This window comes from Peptoniphilus harei (assembly GCF_016726485.1).
In the GTDB taxonomy this organism is placed as follows: Bacteria; Bacillota; Clostridia; order Tissierellales; family Peptoniphilaceae; genus Peptoniphilus_A; species Peptoniphilus_A harei.
The window spans coordinates 18,935-36,213 of the sequence record NZ_CP068103.1; the positions used below are offsets into that span (position 1 = coordinate 18,935).

Sequence of the window (17,279 nt, forward strand, 5' to 3'; positions counted from 1 at the left end):
ACCTATATAATTTTCTTTCTATTTCTAAATCATTGATATCATTATAGATTTTAGATAATTTATAATGATGAAATCTTAAAATATCAGGATTAATCTTATATTCTTCTAAAAATACCTCGTATTCTTTTCTGAGTTTATTTATAAAATTTTTATCTTCAAGTTTTTTCCCGAGATTTTCTTTTTCATCTGGGAAGCCTCTTCCTTTTATATCATTAAGAATCGCTAAATATCTATCCTTAGTTTCATCAGTAAGATCTCTCTTTAAATACAATAATTTTTCTGCTATTTTTTCTCTTTCATATGTCGCACTTTCTACAATCTCAACATTGCTAGCAAATTCTCCTCTATCTAATAAATTATTAATATTATTAGCTAAATCTTTCCAAGAAACTATTTGCCCTTCTCTATATCTTGCCTCATCTCCATCTTTTAAAATTGCTCCTTCCTTTCCAAACCATGCAGATATCTTTCTTCCTTCAATTTCAAGACCATTGGCTCCCCTATATATTTCTTTCAAAAAGTTTGCCTGTTCTTCTAAAGATTTACCCTTAGAAAATTCTGCTATTACTGCTAATCTTCCATCTTCATGATTTCCTCCATGTATTAAAAATGTATCTATTTCTCTTTGACTTATTGGATTTGAGAAGGATATTTGCTCTCCATGATTTTTAGCAGAAAAAAAGGAAGTAGACTCTACTTCCTCATTTTTTAGATTAGGATTATCTCCCTTTCCCCTATTTCTTGTAGGGTCATATCCATGTTCTTCTTCAATCTCAGATATTTCAGATAGTCCTCTTCTTTCAGTTCTTCTGTCAGACCCCAAGTTTCCATCATTTTGACTTCTTCCCTCGTGATAAAGTCCTCTATCTCTTTTTCCTTTGATAGAAGATGATCCATCAATGTCCCTTGCAAATACATTATCTGATAATCCTCTTCTTTGTTCTCCTTGAGAAAGTTCAATCTCATCCTTCCCCATCTGTTGAGTTTCTTTAAATCTATTTCCTTGGGAATTGCCATATTGGGTATTAGGACTTCCATGCCTTCCTCCAATTCTTCCATCTTGTATGTCCCTCCCTGTCTCTCGAAGGAATTCTCCTTGACGATTGGTGTGTAAATCCCCTCCTCCATGAGGTATTCCTTGCCTGCCAATGTTAATTTCTCTTTCATCTTCCAAGCCTCCTTTAAAATTTATTTCACCGTTTATATCAGAACTTAATTTATTATAACGCTCCTTAAGCTCTTTTGTCTGCTCCAAATCTTTTCTTTCTTGAATTTTCTCTAAAATTTCTAATCTTTTTATTTCACTTCCCAAATCAAGTAAGATATTTTTACTTATATTAGCACTTATACTTAATACTTTGTCTATGTCCGAACTTGATATTTTAGACAGTAAAGATAAGTTTTCTTCTTTTAGCTGATATGAGACCTCCATTCTCTCGCTTATAGAAATTTTTACGGATTCTTTTAACAAATTAAAAAGGTCTACCTTTTGAATGCTTTTTAAACTTTCATCAGATAGACTTTCTAAAATTTTATTGAATTTTCCTCTAACATTACTTTCTACTAAGGCAGCAATTTTATCTTCTTGGCTTAATAGAAGCTTACTATCTTTTTCTTTAAACTTATCTATCATTTCATCTAGTAAGTTTAAATGCTTTTTGCTATCATATTTCCATAACTTTACCTCAGAAATATTATGATTAATACTTACTGTTTGCCTTATGTCGAAGATATATTTTATCCTTCCACTATCTATATCTAAAAGTGGTATTCCTTTTTCGCCTCTTTTAACGCTTCTACCTATACTTTTCCAATAATCAAATTCTGCACAGGCTGTTGCTTTTGGATCCATATTGTATATAGATATTTGATGTATATATGGATACTTATAGTTATTGCCTGATACCTTTAAATATTCCTCATATTTTTTTATATCTTTCTTAAATTCTTCTTTTGCAAGATAGATTGTTCTACTTAAATCTACTATATCATATCTTGGCATTTTATCCCTCCTCATTATAGTGATAAAAATGAACTAAATTTTTATATATTTATTTATTAAACTTTATTTCTTTCTATTTTTTAAATTTCTGTAAGCAAAAGATAACTTTAAAATGTCATTTACGCTATCTTTTTATTGCAATAAAAAAACGATTGGAATTTTTTACTTTTCTAATCGCTTTAACTGCCTTTATTCTATTGCTTCCAATCCAACATTGCTTTTTCTAACTTTGAAAAATTGCAATTTGCTCTTCTTATAATTCCTGTTTTCTTTTGATTTTTGTATATTTTTTCTACCTTTATCAAGACCTTTGTTTTTATTTTTAAACAAAAAGCGTATTCTTTTTGAAATAAGTCTTTATATCTAATATCCTCAAGTTCGTTAAAATCAATTCTTTCATAACAATCAGTCGGTACAGGAATCATTTTCTTAATATCCAATATAGATAATATGTGCATTTTTTTCTATCAGAATAATATTTGTAGATATCTCCATCTATAGTAATACTATTATCGATCACTTCATAAATCAAAAAATGCTCATCAGAAACATTCTTCCATTTTTTATGTTTTTCCTTTGCAGAAGAAATTGGAATAAAATAATTATAATTTTCTATACCAACAATAATTCCAACAAATGGTTTTATACTGTTTCTATACGATGGGTTGTAATAAACTTCTGAATCTACTTTATTTAGATATTCAAGGTAATCAGAGTTTACAGTATAAAATCCATATTTTATAACTTCTACCATTATTTTCTCCTAAAAAAACAGAGAGGTTTAATCCTCTCTGCTTGCTTTAATGCTTCACCTTTGGGATATAGGTAGTGAGACACCTTCTTTAATGCTCCACCTTTAACGGTAGTGGGACACCATCTTTATCTGATAAGAGTATAACATATATTCATAGTAATATCAAATAAGTAAATTTCCTAATGCCTACTCTTTTATCACTTATATTATACCCTATTTCTTTCATAAATCACTCCTTTCTTCATTCCTATAACCGTATTCAATTTTTTATAATCAATTTACTTATAATATTTACCTATAGTATTTTTTATTTCTTCTTCAATTTCTTTTAAAAAATTCTCTTTATTTTCCTTACCCTTTGCTATATCACTTAATCTCATTTCCCATTTTGCTGTTGTCTTTGGAGATTTAAACTCATCTATAACTATAGTAACTAGGTTTAATCCCTTCCTAGTTGATATTAGGTTTTTCTTTTCTCTTTTTATATAACCTTTGTATATCAAATTTTCTATTATTCCCGCTCTTGTAGCAGGAGTACCAAGTCCTTTTCTTTCAATTTCAACATCCTTAACTAATTCATCATTTCCAGCTATTTCCATTGCTTTTAAGAGTGTGTCTTCAGTGAAGTGTTTAGGTGGATTTGTATACTTCTCTTTTATATCTTTATTTTCAATATATAAAAAATCTCCTATTTTTACATCAGGAAGTTGTATATCTTCTTTCTTCTTTGATGTATATTCTTCTAAATATTTTGTAAACCCTTCTTCTGCAATTATTTTATAAGTGTTTATAAATTCAAACCCGTCAAATTCAGCCACTATCTTTGTTGTATTTTCTACAAGTGGATATCCAAAACTTGCATAGAGTTTATTTGTTATAAGTCTATATACTTTGGCTTCGCTTTCCGGGAGATTTGAAATATCCTTATTTAATGAACTTATCGTTGGAATTATTGCATGATGATCTGTAACTTTTTCAGAATTAAAAACTACCTTAATTCTTTCTGTGTCAAAATCATTTTTTCCTATAATATTATTTACAGTGCTTTCTATCATGTCTACTGTCAAATATCTTGAATCTGTTCGTGGATAGGTAATATACTTCTTTTCATACAGGCTTTGGGCATAATCTAGGGTTTGTTTTGCACTGTATCCAAAATACTTATTACATTCTCTTTGAAGTGTTGTTAGGTCAAAGGGCAGATTAGGCTTTGTAATCTTTTCTTTTTTAATTACATCGGTTATTTCAATTTTTTCTCCGATTAAATTTTTAAGCTGCTCTGCCACTATCTTGTCATCAATTCTATCTGTCGAAAGTGTAAATCCATTCATGGAAATCTCCACTGTATAATATTTTTCTTTTTTAAAACTATTTATCTCATCATCTCTATTCACAATCATTGATAAAGTTGGTGTTTGTACTCTGCCTACACTATAATTTTCATTATATAGACAGGAGTAAAGTCTACTTATGTTCATTCCAACAAGCCAATCAGCTATGGCACGAGCCTTAGCTGAATCAAAAAGATTATCATAATTACTTCCATCTTTTAAGTTGCTAAATCCTTCTTTTATGGAAGAGTCTTCCATTGAGGAAATCCAAAGACGTTTCATTTTCTTCTTACAATTTGCCATCATATATACAAGTCTAAAGATAGCTTCTCCTTCTCTACCAGCATCACAAGCATTAATAATGGTGTCAACTTCATTACTATTCATTAGTCTTTTAAGAATATTAAACTGTTTTTTAGTTGTCTTCGTTACCTCATACTTGTATTCTTTTGGGATAATAGGTAAATCTTCAATTCTCCACTTCTTATATCTTTCATCATACACATCAGGATTTGCCATTTGTACTAAATGCCCAACACACCATGAAACAATGTATCCATTCCCCTCATAATATCCATTATTTCTATTTTTTGCTCCTATAACTTTTGCTATTGATGCTGCAACACTTGGTTTTTCTGCGATTACTAATTTCATTTTTCCTCCTTTAATTTTTTAATAAAAAAATGAGAGATTAAATTTTCAATCCCTCATCTTTTTATAGCTCTACCGATTTTTTATTTTTTCTATAATATTTATTCCATTATCTATTACATCTTCAAACTTTATGTCTCTAGCATAAAGATTTTTCTTCGAATAAGAATTCCATCCGTATAAAAAAGCTTGATCCGTTTTTAGCATTCTCATTAAACTTATGATTTTATCTATATCAAATTCTTAATTATACAATCAATCATTTCAACTTAGCTTTACTTATATATTAAGTTTGTGCTGTCGTTTTGTTCATCGTTTTTTATTAAAGTTCCAGAATTCTAATTGTACTTTTCTATCGTATGTTTATAAATTTACACGATAATTAATTTTATTGTTGTCCTTAATCTACTGCTTAAATCATTGAGAAGATTAAAATTCATCTTCATCTGGAATAATTTCTGTATCTTCCTTATCTTCAAGATCATAATCCTCCCCTTCAGATTCATAATCATCTTCTAATTCATTATAATCTTGCTCATCTTCAAAACTTGCTTCTTCATTTTTTTTATAGATTTTGAAGTAATATCCTGCACCCATTACACCAACAATAATTAAACCCATAAATAAATAAAGTCCTATCCCTGATTTCTTTTCTTCTTTCTCCTCTTTCTTCGGTTTTTCCTCCACCGGTTCTTCTTTTTTCACTACTTCTTCTTTTGGCTTTACTTCACTTTCTCCTTCAATCATATTTAGTAGATCTTGTTCTCCAACTTCTGTTAGTAATTGTACATTTTCTTGATTTTCCGAATGATCTACAATGAGGTGCATAGTTTTTCCACTCTTTGTTTGAAAGGTTAAAAATTGTCTAACATCTATTGGATTTTCCTTTTTTTCATCTCTTGATGTTTGATCTTCTACTTTCGGTGTAATATCCTGTCCATTTTTATCTACATTTTCTATAACTGTTCCTCTTGCCTTATTTTCTTTTGTAGCTAATGGATTAATTGCTTTAGTATTGCCACCTTTAACAAGTTTAGATGGCTTTTCTTTTTTATCTACTTGCTCATTTTTTATGTTATTTTCTTGTATTTTCGGCACTTCCTGATAAGGAATTTTTTGACTCTCATTAGATGGTTCATATACATCTTCATCAAATAAGCTTTCTAATTCTTTACTTTTTTCTGGCAAATAAATATCATTTGACTGATTTTTTATTTCATTTTCATTGCTCTTAGCTATGGATATGCTTGGCATACTGAATAGTAAAAGGAGTAGCACTAAGGCTACCCCTAATCTTTTTTTCTTCATAATTCTCTCCTTTTCTTACTTTATATTCTTGAAGACATAAACTGCCTTTCTGCTATTATCCCATTCTATACTTTGATCTTTTTCATCTCTTATATCCCCACAGCTTGCATTAAAAGCTTTAGCTATATTGGAAATAGATGCGTGAATTCTTCCATTTATAATTACAGGTTTAGTGTCAGAATGATAAATGTTTCCTTGACTATCTTTCATAACACCAGTATCTATATTTAATCTTAGAGTTTTTTTAGGTAAGGCTGTATTTTCTTTATTTGAAAAGATAGCCTCTCTCTTACTATCATCATATTCTACATTAAACCCAAGAGTATAAGCTGCATATCTAACAGGTAGCATAATGCGATTATCCTTAATATATGCTTTTACATCCATATACACAGTAGTTTTCTTTCCATCTTTTATAATGTTATAGAAGTTTTTGTCTACTTGGAAAACTGCAAATTCTTTTTCATCTTTAACTTGTTTTTTACCTTGTTGTTCCTCTTGCTTTTTCATCTTGTTAAGATCAAATTGATTTAGGATGTTCTTATCATCAGCTTTCAAAAGTTCGTCCCACTTCTTATCTTGAGATTTCTTATCTTCTTTCTTCTCTTTGTTTTCTTTTTGGAGTTTTAGAAGTTCATCTAATTTCTTAGATAAGCCTTGGTTTATATTTTTTTCTTTTTCATCTTTAGCTTGCTTTTCAAGTTCTTCTTTAGCTTTTTTATTTGCTTCCTCGATTAACTTCTTGGCTTCTTCAATTTTCTTATCTAACTCTTCTTTTAGCTTTTTAATTTCTTCTTCAGAAGCTTTTTGTTTTCCTTCTAGTCCTTTAATCTTCTCTTCTAATTCTTTTTTTGTATTTTCAGAAGATTCTTTTAAACTATCAATAGCCTTTTGAAGCTCTTCAATTTTCTTACAGCATTCTGACTTAGAATTTTCTGTTTCTTTCTTTTTAGACTCTAAATCTTTTATCTTATTATCTTTTTCATCAAGAGCTTTTTCTAAGCCCTTAATTTTATTATCTTTATCCTCAATTTCTTTAGTCTTTTTTGCAAGTTCTCCTTCTAAAGACTCAAGCTTTTCTTGCATTTCTTTGATTTTATTTTCGTTTTTATCTGTCTTTTCTTTCTCAGCTTCTAACTCCCATTTTGTAGATGAATAATCTTCTTTTAGTTTTGCATTTTCATCTTGTAATCTTTTTAATTCATCTTTAAGCTGAGTAATTTCTGCTATTAGTTCATCATTGTTAGAATTTTTAAGATCCTCAATTTCTTTATTCAATTGAGCAATCTTATTGTCTTTATCTCTAATTTCTTCTTCTAGCCTAGCTTTTTCTTGTTTTAGTTTCTCTCCATTATCTTTGCAAGATTCTAACTTTTCCTTTAACTCATCTATCTTTGATTGATCTTCTTGTTTCTTATCATTTAAGTCTTTGATCTGATTTTCTAAGTCCTTAATGTTTTTAGTTAAATCATCAATCTTATTGTCCTTTTCATCAATATCTTGTCCTGTCAAATCAGTTTGAGTATCAATGGAATATTTATTTGGATTGTATATAGTCATCTTTCCTTGATACATATCATTGTTATAATCAAATTCAAGTTCTACACTATCTACGTTCTTATCAAAGACAAACTCTCCATTTTCAAACCTTAATCCATTAGGAATAGATTTGAATCCTTGATTTCCGTTGAAACCAAAATGATTTTCGTAAAATGGATTTTGTTTTGGTCTATATTCAACATCTTGATTATGGAATACTCCTTTACTGTTAATGTTTGGATTGCCTAAAACTTTTATAGTGTGCAATTTATTTCTTGAAAAAGCATACTGTTCAATTGTCTTCACAGACTTCGGTATAGTTATTTCTTGAAGATTATTTCTTTCAAAAGCATTATGTTCAATATTTACCAAAGTATCAGGTAAAGTCACTTCTCTAAGTCCACAATTGAAAAATGCTAAACCACCAAGATAAGTTAGACTATTTGATAGTTTTACCTCGTCTATACTTGCATCGTAAAAGGCAGCATAGCCTAAATGCTTAACAGAATCAGGAATAATTACTTTATCCCAATGTTTGCCACGCCCAAATTCTCTTTTATATCTAAGTTCATCGTTTAAATGACTTAAAGAATAATTTCCATTTATAGATTTTGTTCCTTCAGGAAATACTAGAACATTTGTCTTTTCTTTCTTTTCTAAGCCCTTATCACTAAAGGCAATTATATTTCCCTCAGAGGAATACATAAAATCATCTTCCGTCCACTCTACCTTATAATCTGTACTTGCATATACAGGACTTACAGCCACTATATTCACTAGACTTACAAGTAGCATTATCACAGCTAAAATTCCACTTGTTATTTTTTTCATAAATTTTCCTCACTTTCATTTGTATCTTTTCTTTTAAGTTCTTGTCTTTCTCTATTTTCTTCTTCCTTATTTTTTCTAATAATAAATAAAAATTCATCAAGAGATATTTTTTGACTTCGAAATTCCTTGATGACCTCTAAATTTTCTATTTCTTCTTGTTCCTCTGCTAATAACTGAAGTTCTATTTCAATTTCTTCTTTTTTCTTTCTTAAATTCTTCTGTTTTTCTATGTTTCTAATTAATTTTTTATTCATAGATTTTTACTCCTTCCCCTTATTTTGGTCTACCAAAGGAATAAAAGTGATTTTTCCAATACCTTGAGTTTATACTGGCATATTGGATAGGATCTCCTGCATGGAGCATCATTCCATTTCCGGCATATATCCCTACGTGAGAAATTGGCGTACCGGAATTATATGTGCCTTTAAAGAAAATAATATCCCCAGGTTTTGCCTCGCTTGGAGATATTGGATTACAATAGTTTTTATAAATAAGCCAAGCTGTAGTTCTTGGCATTCTCTTTACACCAGACTTTGTAAATGACCAACATACAAAACCTGAACAGTCAAAGTTAGATGGTCCACTTGCTCCAAACACATATCTTTTGCCTATATGTTTTTCTGCTTCATTAAATAAGGCTTTGGCAGTTTCAGAATCAAAAGCAAGACCGGGATTTCCAAAGTTTGGATTGTCTATAATCTCTCCCAAGTTCCCATAGCTTGATCCAAAATATCCACTCATATTTCCCTGACTATCAAGTAAAGCTAAATAATGAGCCATATTTGTTTCATAGTTTGCAAATTCTTCTCTTGCTATTTCATCAATACTTTTCTTTTTTATAGTTAATGTTAGAATTCTATAGGTATATGGATTTCCTTCACTGTCATATTTTGTAATAGACTTTGAAGTATATTTTTTCTCATACATTTGATTAAATAGTTTTTTTAATTCCTTTTGTATCTCTTCAGCTGACTTAATCTCTCCATATCTTGCTGTTAAATAGCTAAAAAGCTCGTGTAGATCATGACCAACAGAATCTCCTTTTATATGATATTCATCATAATTTGGATAATTTTCTTTAATACTATCTATTTCATCTTGTAATGCATATTCATAACTTGTAAATTCATTATTAATATCCATTAAAACTTCTTCTTTTGATAGATAGCTTGTAGCTATAACATTACTTGTTAATCCTGAAGTAAGACTGCCAACGTTGCTAATTCCTTGAAATAGCATAAAAAAAAGTCCTAAAATACAAAGGGCAATTAAAATTTGCTTATATCCTTTGTTTTTTAAAACTTCCAATGTTTTCTTTCCAATATTAGCGAAAGATTTCTTTATTCTATTTACTAAACCTTCCCCGTGTTTCTTCCTAAAATCTCTCTGAAACTTCTTTTTCATAAAAAATCGATTCAATTTATTAGAGTTTTGATAAGCTTTAGTCTTCTTCAATTCTTCAAAATTTCTTTGAAAGAGGAGTTTACTTTCTTTCTTATAAATTTTTCCTTCTAAAGATTTTATTTTTCTTTGAGTTTTTAAAGGTTTTTTTCTTCTAAAATGGCTAATTTCTCTGCCAATAGCTTCGGTAGTTCTACTAAGCTTATAAGCAGCATTAACGCCTGCATTATCATCTTTCCCACTATATAGATAGTTTGCCGTCATAGCACTCGCAAAAGTAATAGGTTTTTCTAAACCCGCTTTTTTTGACTTTTTCTTATCCTTAATTAACTCTTTTTCCTTTTTATTCTTTTTCTCATATAGTTTTGATACTTTATCTTCCTTTTTATAAAACTTATCTTTTTCACTCTTGTTATCTTTTTTAGAATGAAATTTAGTTTTATTTTTTTTGTCTACCTTATTTTCTTCAGATAATTTTTTGGAATCCTGTACTTCTTTTTTTGTCCTGGTGTATTCTTCCTTTGGATCAAAATTACTTTTCTTTATAGTATTATCAAAATCGTCTTTTATTTGTCTTTTCTTTCCCTTGTTTTTATTAGAAATTCCACTATGATTTAAATCAAGTTCATCTACTTCAAGATTCTCATTTTTTATTACGCTTTTTTCCTGTTTGAAGACTTCTTTTTTCGTGCCTATTTTTTCTTGATTCTTTTTATTTATATTATATTTGTCTTTATTTTTTTCAGATTCACTTTTGAATCCTTCAGATAGGCTATCCTGTCTAAATTTCCCACTAGAAACCTTACCCATTAGCATATCTTTTTCTTCTAAATTTCTAACTTTGCCTTTGAAATATTTGCTATTTTGTTTTTTATTAGTATTCAGGTCTTGAATTATTTTTTTATCTTCTTCATTTGCCTTATATGATAGGTCTTTTCTTTTAAACTTCCCATTTAAAGATTTTAATTCTGCTTTTTCTCCTTTGTCCTTAAACTGACTTTGAGATTGGTAAAGTTTTTTTAATGTGTTTTTTTGAAAACTTTCTTTCCTATTCTTACCAAGAATAGAAAAATCATCCCAATTGTTTCTTTGCACATCAGAAGATGGTAAATACTTATAGTCATCTCTTGTGTCCCTATATGATACATTGCTATCACTAAAGTTCATGTCATAGCGATCTATGACACCATCATTATCTGAGTCCTGCGATAAGGGATCATATGTTGAACTTACCTCTATATTAAAATCCTTATCTTCTTCTTTTCTAAATCTCCTTATTTTTTTCTCTTGCACACCATTAAAACTTTCACTCTCAACGTTTTTCTTCCATTTTAAATTACTATTCCCCTTGTAATTTTTTTGGGGAGAAGTGCTACTTTTTAAATTAGAGCTAGTTGAATTTGGTCTATCATTAAAATCTTCTTTAAAGTTACTTAGCCTGTATTCTGTTTCTTGCCCGTAATATTCACCATATCTACTTTCCTCATTTTCTTCCATTTTTCTATGCTGCTGTTGCGAATATTCTGGCTGATATTCATTATGATAGATAGTTTCTGAAAATTTTTCCTCATGGTTTTTTCTTTGTCTTCTTCCTCTATTTGACTTATCTTTTTCGTTGAATAAATCCTGACTATTTTCTTGCAAATGAGATGAATAATACTTAGAGTTTTCATCATTATTGTCTATGTTATTCCTGCTTTTTACTTTATTAATTTCTTTTTTTGAAAAATCTGATGTTCTCTCTGTACTACTGAATTTTTCATTGCTTTCTTCTTTCTTTTCTGATATAAGTTTGGTCTTTGGTACATCTCTCGGGTTTACTTTCCCTTTCTTTTTCATATATACCTCCTATTTCATATTTTTCTCTATCCTTTCTTTAGCTATTTGACAGTAGTCTTTGTTTATGTCAATTCCAATATATTCTCTGTCCATCCTAATAGCTACCATTCCAACAGTTCCTGAACCCATAAAAGGATCAAGAATTAAGCCTTTTTTAGGACATCCTGCTTTTATACAAAGTTCTACCAGTTTTGGTGGAAATACCGCATAGTGTTTTCCTTTAAACGCACTGGTGTTAATAGTCCAAATATCTCTATTGTTTCTAAACTTAGGGACATTATCTCCTATATATTCTCCATACTCTCTTGCTTCATTTATGCTCTGTCTTTTAGCTCCTGTGCCTTCTTGTAAATACTTATTATTATTTCCCCTTGCCCTCATATATCTTTTTTTGCTTATTTCTTTTATTGGTTCTTTCATAGCGTCAAAGTTATAGAAATACTTTCTTGCTTTTGATAGTAGGAAGATATGTTCATAGGACCTTGATGGTCTATCTCTACAAGACTCAGGCATGGCATTTTCCTTATGCCAAATAATATCGCTTCTTAGATACCAACCATCCTCTCTTAATTTTAAAGCTAGTTGCCAAGGTATCCCCATTAAATCTTTTGCCTTGTAGCCACTGAGTTTTTCTGTAATAGACTCTTTTTGACCACTTCTTCCTTCTATGTTTTTAGGATCTTTATATTCTTTTTTGCTTCTTGTACCTGCATAAGAATCTCCAATAACTACCCAAAGTGTTCCTTCTTTTTTTAATACTCTTTTTACTTCTCTAAAGACTTTAATTAATTTATTTAAATATTCCTCCGGACTTTCTTCTCTTCCAATTTGTCCTTCTGCTTTATAATCTCTAAGTCCATAATATGGAGGAGATGTAATACAGCAATCAAATGTTTTATCTGGAAATTCCTTTAGAGCAGAAATTGCATCTAAATTAATAATATAGTTAGTTTTTAACTTCTCTCTGTCTATCAATTTCTATCCCTTCCTTTAATTCTTCTGGTTTAGTTGTCATTAACTTATACAATTTTGTATCTTTAGGGAATCTATCTACAAAAGGTACTATTGTGTTTCCGTAGAATAGTAATCCCTCTCCCTCATTGGAATTTGTTACGTAGGATAACTGATAAAGAGATATATTTAACTTGTTCGCTAAAATTTCCCTATCACCACTAGCTTGATTAAGCATTAAGATAAAATCTGTGTTATCAAATATATTTTCTATTTCAGGACTGGCTAAAAGGTCCTTTACATTTTGTGTTAATCCTGTTGGAATCCCACCCCATTTTCTAAATCTTTTCCAGATTTCTATGGAATATGAAGCTGTTTGTTCTTCTCTTAAAAGCAAATGGAATTCGTCACAGTAATATCTGGTTTCCTTCTTATTCCTATTAATAGTTACTCTGTTCCATACTTGATCTTGAACAATTAACATACCTATTTTTCTAAGTTGCTTTCCTAATTCCTTAATGTCATAGCAAAGAATTCTATTGCCTGTATCTACATTAGTCCTATGGTTAAATACATTAAGACTACCTTTGACATAAATTTCCATTTCTACTGCTAATTTTTTCCCTACCTTTTCTTCTTGTTTTAAAAGTAAATTATATAAATCTTCTAAAATTGGCATATTTTCAGGAATAGGATTGTCGAAGTAATTCTTATATAATATTGGAAGGCATCTATCAATTACTGAAGTTTCTTCTGCACTTAACCCTTCCTTTCCTACTACAAGTTCAAACAGTGAAAGAATAAAGTCAGACTTTAAAGATAAGGGATTGTCTTCATCGGCATAGTCTACATTTATATCCAACGGGTTTATATAATCCTTACTTGTTGGCGATATTTTTATAACTTCTCCACCTAGTGCCTTAGTTAAATTTCCATACTCCCCTTCCGGATCACAGATAATGATGTCATCTTGTGTAATTAAAAAAGCATTGGTAATTTCTCTTTTAGCTGAAAAAGATTTACCGCTACCAGGTGTTCCAAGTATTAAACCGTTTGGATTCTTTAAAAGCTTTCTATCTGTCATAATGATGTTACGACTTAAAGCATTTAATCCGTAGTATAAGCTCTCTCCTTCTAAGCACAACTCTTCTGTTGTAAAAGGAATAAAGACTGCTGTAGAGCTAGTTGTAAGTCCTCTTTTTATTTCGATTTCATTTTTTCCAAGTGGCAGGGAGGAAATTAGTCCTTGTTCCTGTCTATAGTTAAGATTTTTCAATACACAATTATGCCTACCTGCTATTGAATTTAGTTGAAAAATTATATTACTCAATTTCTTTCTACTTTTTTCCATATTTGTAAACAAAATAGTTATGACAAACATTCTCTCATTATGATTTTGAAGTTCTACTAACAGTTTCTTAGCATCATTACCATAGGTAATTAAATCGCTTGGAAGAATATCAATATCATATCCTGATCTTATAGCCTTCTTATTTTCTTCAATTTTCATTTTATCCAAGTCTGTTATTTTTCTTTTAATCATCTTTATAGCTTCTGTTTGATCAATGGAATTTATATGAAATGTTACAATCATATTTTCTTCAACTCCTAAAAATTCTGATAATAATCTATCTGATAATTCAGGTGCTAGAATTTGTAGAAAGTTTACTTCTCCAAAGTATTCTCCAATTTTAAATTGATTGTTAGATGAAAAGTTAAATGATGCTGGTACTATATAATCCTTAGTAGATAGCCCGCTATATTTTAGGTCTTCAAAGGAAAAAACAAAATTCTTATTCGGATTTAATATATCGTGAATAACCTTTAACCTTTCATATCCACTTAATACATAAGCTTTTACTCCCATCTTCTTAAAGTTATTTAATATATCCATTTCCATTCTTTCAAGTCTTGTAGTTGCCTCTTTTAAATCTTGTGCTTGTAAGCTAAAGGTGATATACATATATTTAGTAAGTCCATTATTTCCTTTTTGACTCTGATTTTTTAGCATTTCCCTGTACTCTTTTCGTATTTCATTATATGAATCGTTTCTATCCGGAACATTGATGTTTTTTTCTACTTCTTCATTTTTTCCTATGCGATTAATATATGAAAGTTCTATATCAACACTTGGATCAAAATAGTTTAAAAAACTTGAAAATTCATTAAATATACTTTCCTTATCTTCTTCTGTTGAAAGCTGGTAGTTAATATCTAAAAAACGTATCATTTTATTAAATTTGTTCTTCTCAACTTGGCAAATCCCATTTCTCAACATTCTTAAATAAGGGATTGTTTCCTGAACACTCTTTTTCTTCTTCCCACCAAAAAAGGAAAGCTTCTTTTTGGGCTTTCCTTTTTCTTTAGAAATATTTGCTTTTTTCATCTTTTTTTGACTTATACTAATGCTTTTTAAATCTTCTTTTTGTTTTTTTAAATTTCTTTTTTCTTGATTTAATTTTTTCTGTTGTTTTTTCTGTATTTGATTCATTTACTCCTTTCCTTTCTTTGTTTCTTTATATCATAAATACATTCTGTCTTGTATATCCTTATACTTGTCTGTCTTTTCTTATCTATAATATACTTTAAATATTTTTCAAAATAGATCCCGTCCTTTTCATAAAGAGTTGCAAATATTATAGGAAAAGACACACCTATCATGATTAACATAGATAGGTCATTAGGCAGCACTTTTTTTACCATTAAATATACTGGAAAGCCTATTAGACCTGCAATTGTAAAGCCAATTAATTGTCTTTTTGTTAGATTTAGAGCTACCTTTGTTTTTACTTTTGTTAAGTCCTTTGGGACATTTACATAAGCCATTATTCTAAACCCTCTAAGTAAAAGCCATATATATCTTCTCTGTTCAGATCTTCTAATGATTTTCCCATATTCACTGCTATTTCTAATACTTTTTCATTCGTTTCTTCTCTATTATCTAAAACTTCCGATGTTTTTCTTATAATCATTCTATTTTGTATTTCTCTTGTAATATATCCCCCTATTAAAAGTATTGGGAGTCCTATTGTTCCAAGTGTTTTTAAATTAATTTTTTTGTCCTTTTTTCTTCTAATTTTCATCATCTTCTCCTTTTTTATTAATGAGCATTTAAAATTGATTTTGCAATACTTCCTGATTTCATCATAGTTATCCCAAGTATTAATGTGTATCCTAGTAATTCAAAAATACTTTTGTGTATGTCTGATATATTTAAAGTCTTAACAAGTACGGCATAAATTCCTACGCATATAAGTAAGAATAAACCTTGCAAGCCAAGTGCGAAGAGCCCTCTTATATAGTTTGTTCCAATACTTCCCCATTCTTTATTACCCATTGTGGCAAAAGGTATGGCGCAAACTGAAGTATAAATATATATTTCTATCATCCTGCCGTATAGAATAACTGTAATGAGTATTGATATCCCTTGAATTATCATCTTTACAATTGATGTCTCTAGTACTATAGTCATTAATTTTCCTATTGACTCTCCTTTTAGGCTATCTACCATATTAGCTATATCACCCGGAGAAACTTTTGCACTAGCATTTGCCACACCTGCTGCCTTTCCTATTAAATTCTGTGCCACATCAAATACTGCCATAGAAAAGTCAAAAGCATGAGATACAAGCCATACCGCTATCCACATTTTTATCATATATTTAAAAAAATCAAAGGTATCTGTGTCATGCATATTATTTTTGTTCATTACCATTTGAATTAATTCAATACATAGTACAGCCGTTATGATAAGACCTGCTATGGGAAGTATAACATTTTCTGAAATAGACTTTATGAAGTGGAAAACCTCCAAGTTCCATCCACTTGGAGTCTTTCCTACCTCATTTGCTATCGTTGATACTTTGTCATTTATATCAAGGAGCATTCCGCTTAAATTTTCCTTGATCATATCAATAAGTATCTCCGAAAAAAACTCTTTGATCTTATCTACTATATTAAACATTTTATTTTAACACGTTTGCTAATAGCGGTATTAGTTTTAAACCTATGAGTACAATTCCCCCTCCAGCCATAAGCTGCTTAATACCTTGAGATTTAGCACCAGGGTTGTCATTCCCATAACCTTCCATCAGGTTGATAACACCCCATGCTCCAAGCCCTGCACCAATTGCTGTAACTAATATTTTTAATACATTTACTGCTTGTGTAAAAAATTCCATTTATATTTCCTCCTCTTTTTCTTCTTTTTCAATTTTATTTATATGCTTTACGATAAAATTTTTAAATGTCTTGTCTTCTTTTTTTGTTTCCTTAAAATATCCAAAAATATGGATGTATTCTCCACTTTTAAATTCCTTCACACTTTTTGCCTTTTCCCCGTAGAGATTACAGTAGATATATTCTTTTTTAACCTTTCCTTCTTCTTTGTTCTTTCTAACTATTGTGAAGTTAGCTACCTCTTTTTCTCCTTCCTTTGTATCTATTGCAGTTGTTTTTATTTCTCCTACTAGATTTCCATTAATATTTAGCATTTCTCTTTCCATTTGTTCTATCTCCTTTATTCCATAAAAAAAGCGATAGTTTTCTCTATCGCTTCTACTTCTAATTCATTAATATTTCATTTTTCTCTGTATCTTATTTTTTCGGCTCATCTCGTATATATTTCATTCTTCCTCCTTTGGGCATAAAAAAACACCGAAATGTTTTTTTT

15 protein-coding genes are annotated in these 17,279 nt (G+C 29.7%); all 15 read right to left on the reverse strand.

Annotated elements, in window-relative coordinates:
• Nucleotides 1–708: 708 nt before the first annotated feature.
• Nucleotides 709–1,167, reverse strand: a complete 459-nt coding sequence (locus tag I6I93_RS09390) for a TnpV protein (protein WP_079392108.1) — start codon at nt 1,165–1,167, stop codon at nt 709–711.
• 1,029 nt (nt 1,168–2,196) lie between these two features.
• Nucleotides 2,197–2,427 (reverse strand): type III toxin-antitoxin system ToxN/AbiQ family toxin, encoded by a 231-nt coding sequence (locus tag I6I93_RS09435; protein ID WP_008901383.1) that lies wholly within the window; start codon nt 2,425–2,427, stop codon nt 2,197–2,199.
• On the reverse strand, nt 2,424–2,756 hold the full coding sequence (locus I6I93_RS09440) for a type III toxin-antitoxin system ToxN/AbiQ family toxin (RefSeq protein ID WP_008901382.1): 333 nt from the start codon (nt 2,754–2,756) through the stop codon (nt 2,424–2,426). Before I6I93_RS09440 ends, I6I93_RS09435 begins: the two co-directional genes overlap by 4 nt.
• 278 nt (nt 2,757–3,034) lie before the next feature.
• Nucleotides 3,035–4,741 (reverse strand): DNA topoisomerase 3, encoded by a 1,707-nt coding sequence (locus tag I6I93_RS00055; RefSeq protein WP_019117159.1) that lies wholly within the window; start codon nt 4,739–4,741, stop codon nt 3,035–3,037.
• A 426-nt stretch (nt 4,742–5,167) separates the two neighbouring features.
• The gene (locus I6I93_RS00060) at nt 5,168–6,046 is read right to left on the reverse strand and encodes a CD1107 family mobile element protein (protein WP_019132978.1); all 879 of its coding nucleotides are present in this window, start codon (nt 6,044–6,046) and stop codon (nt 5,168–5,170) included.
• A 15-nt stretch (nt 6,047–6,061) separates the two neighbouring features.
• Nucleotides 6,062–8,416, reverse strand: a complete 2,355-nt coding sequence (locus I6I93_RS00065) for a leucine-rich repeat protein (RefSeq protein WP_112890600.1) — start codon at nt 8,414–8,416, stop codon at nt 6,062–6,064.
• Entirely contained in the window at nt 8,413–8,670 is a 258-nt protein-coding gene (locus I6I93_RS00070) for a hypothetical protein (RefSeq protein ID WP_033646981.1), read from the reverse strand. Before I6I93_RS00070 ends, I6I93_RS00065 begins: the two co-directional genes overlap by 4 nt.
• A gap of 19 nt (nt 8,671–8,689) precedes the next feature.
• Entirely contained in the window at nt 8,690–11,656 is a 2,967-nt protein-coding gene (locus I6I93_RS00075) for a C40 family peptidase (protein WP_112890601.1), read from the reverse strand.
• Between the two features lie 9 nt (nt 11,657–11,665).
• Complete coding sequence (locus I6I93_RS00080; protein WP_112890263.1) at nt 11,666–12,631, reverse strand: DNA-methyltransferase; 966 nt, start codon at nt 12,629–12,631, stop codon at nt 11,666–11,668.
• The gene (locus I6I93_RS00085; RefSeq protein ID WP_112890602.1) at nt 12,603–15,098 is read right to left on the reverse strand and encodes a VirB4-like conjugal transfer ATPase, CD1110 family; all 2,496 of its coding nucleotides are present in this window, start codon (nt 15,096–15,098) and stop codon (nt 12,603–12,605) included. The genes I6I93_RS00080 and I6I93_RS00085 overlap by 29 nt, the downstream gene beginning before the upstream one ends.
• Nucleotides 15,095–15,433 carry a PrgI family protein gene (locus I6I93_RS00090; RefSeq protein ID WP_002838958.1) on the reverse strand — a complete coding sequence of 113 codons (339 nt, stop codon included), beginning with the start codon at nt 15,431–15,433 and terminating at the stop codon, nt 15,095–15,097. The genes I6I93_RS00085 and I6I93_RS00090 overlap by 4 nt, the downstream gene beginning before the upstream one ends.
• A complete protein-coding gene (locus I6I93_RS00095; RefSeq protein ID WP_019107263.1) occupies nt 15,433–15,690 on the reverse strand; it encodes a hypothetical protein in 258 nt (85 codons plus the stop codon). Before I6I93_RS00095 ends, I6I93_RS00090 begins: the two co-directional genes overlap by 1 nt.
• A gap of 17 nt (nt 15,691–15,707) precedes the next feature.
• Complete coding sequence (locus I6I93_RS00100) at nt 15,708–16,571, reverse strand: VirB6/TrbL-like conjugal transfer protein, CD1112 family (protein ID WP_005956620.1); 864 nt, start codon at nt 16,569–16,571, stop codon at nt 15,708–15,710.
• Nucleotide 16,572: 1 nt separating this feature from the next.
• Complete coding sequence (locus tag I6I93_RS00105) at nt 16,573–16,788, reverse strand: Maff2 family mobile element protein (RefSeq protein ID WP_002838961.1); 216 nt, start codon at nt 16,786–16,788, stop codon at nt 16,573–16,575.
• Nucleotides 16,789–17,112, reverse strand: a complete 324-nt coding sequence (locus tag I6I93_RS00110; protein WP_002838912.1) for a hypothetical protein — start codon at nt 17,110–17,112, stop codon at nt 16,789–16,791.
• Nucleotides 17,113–17,279: the final 167 nt, after the last annotated feature.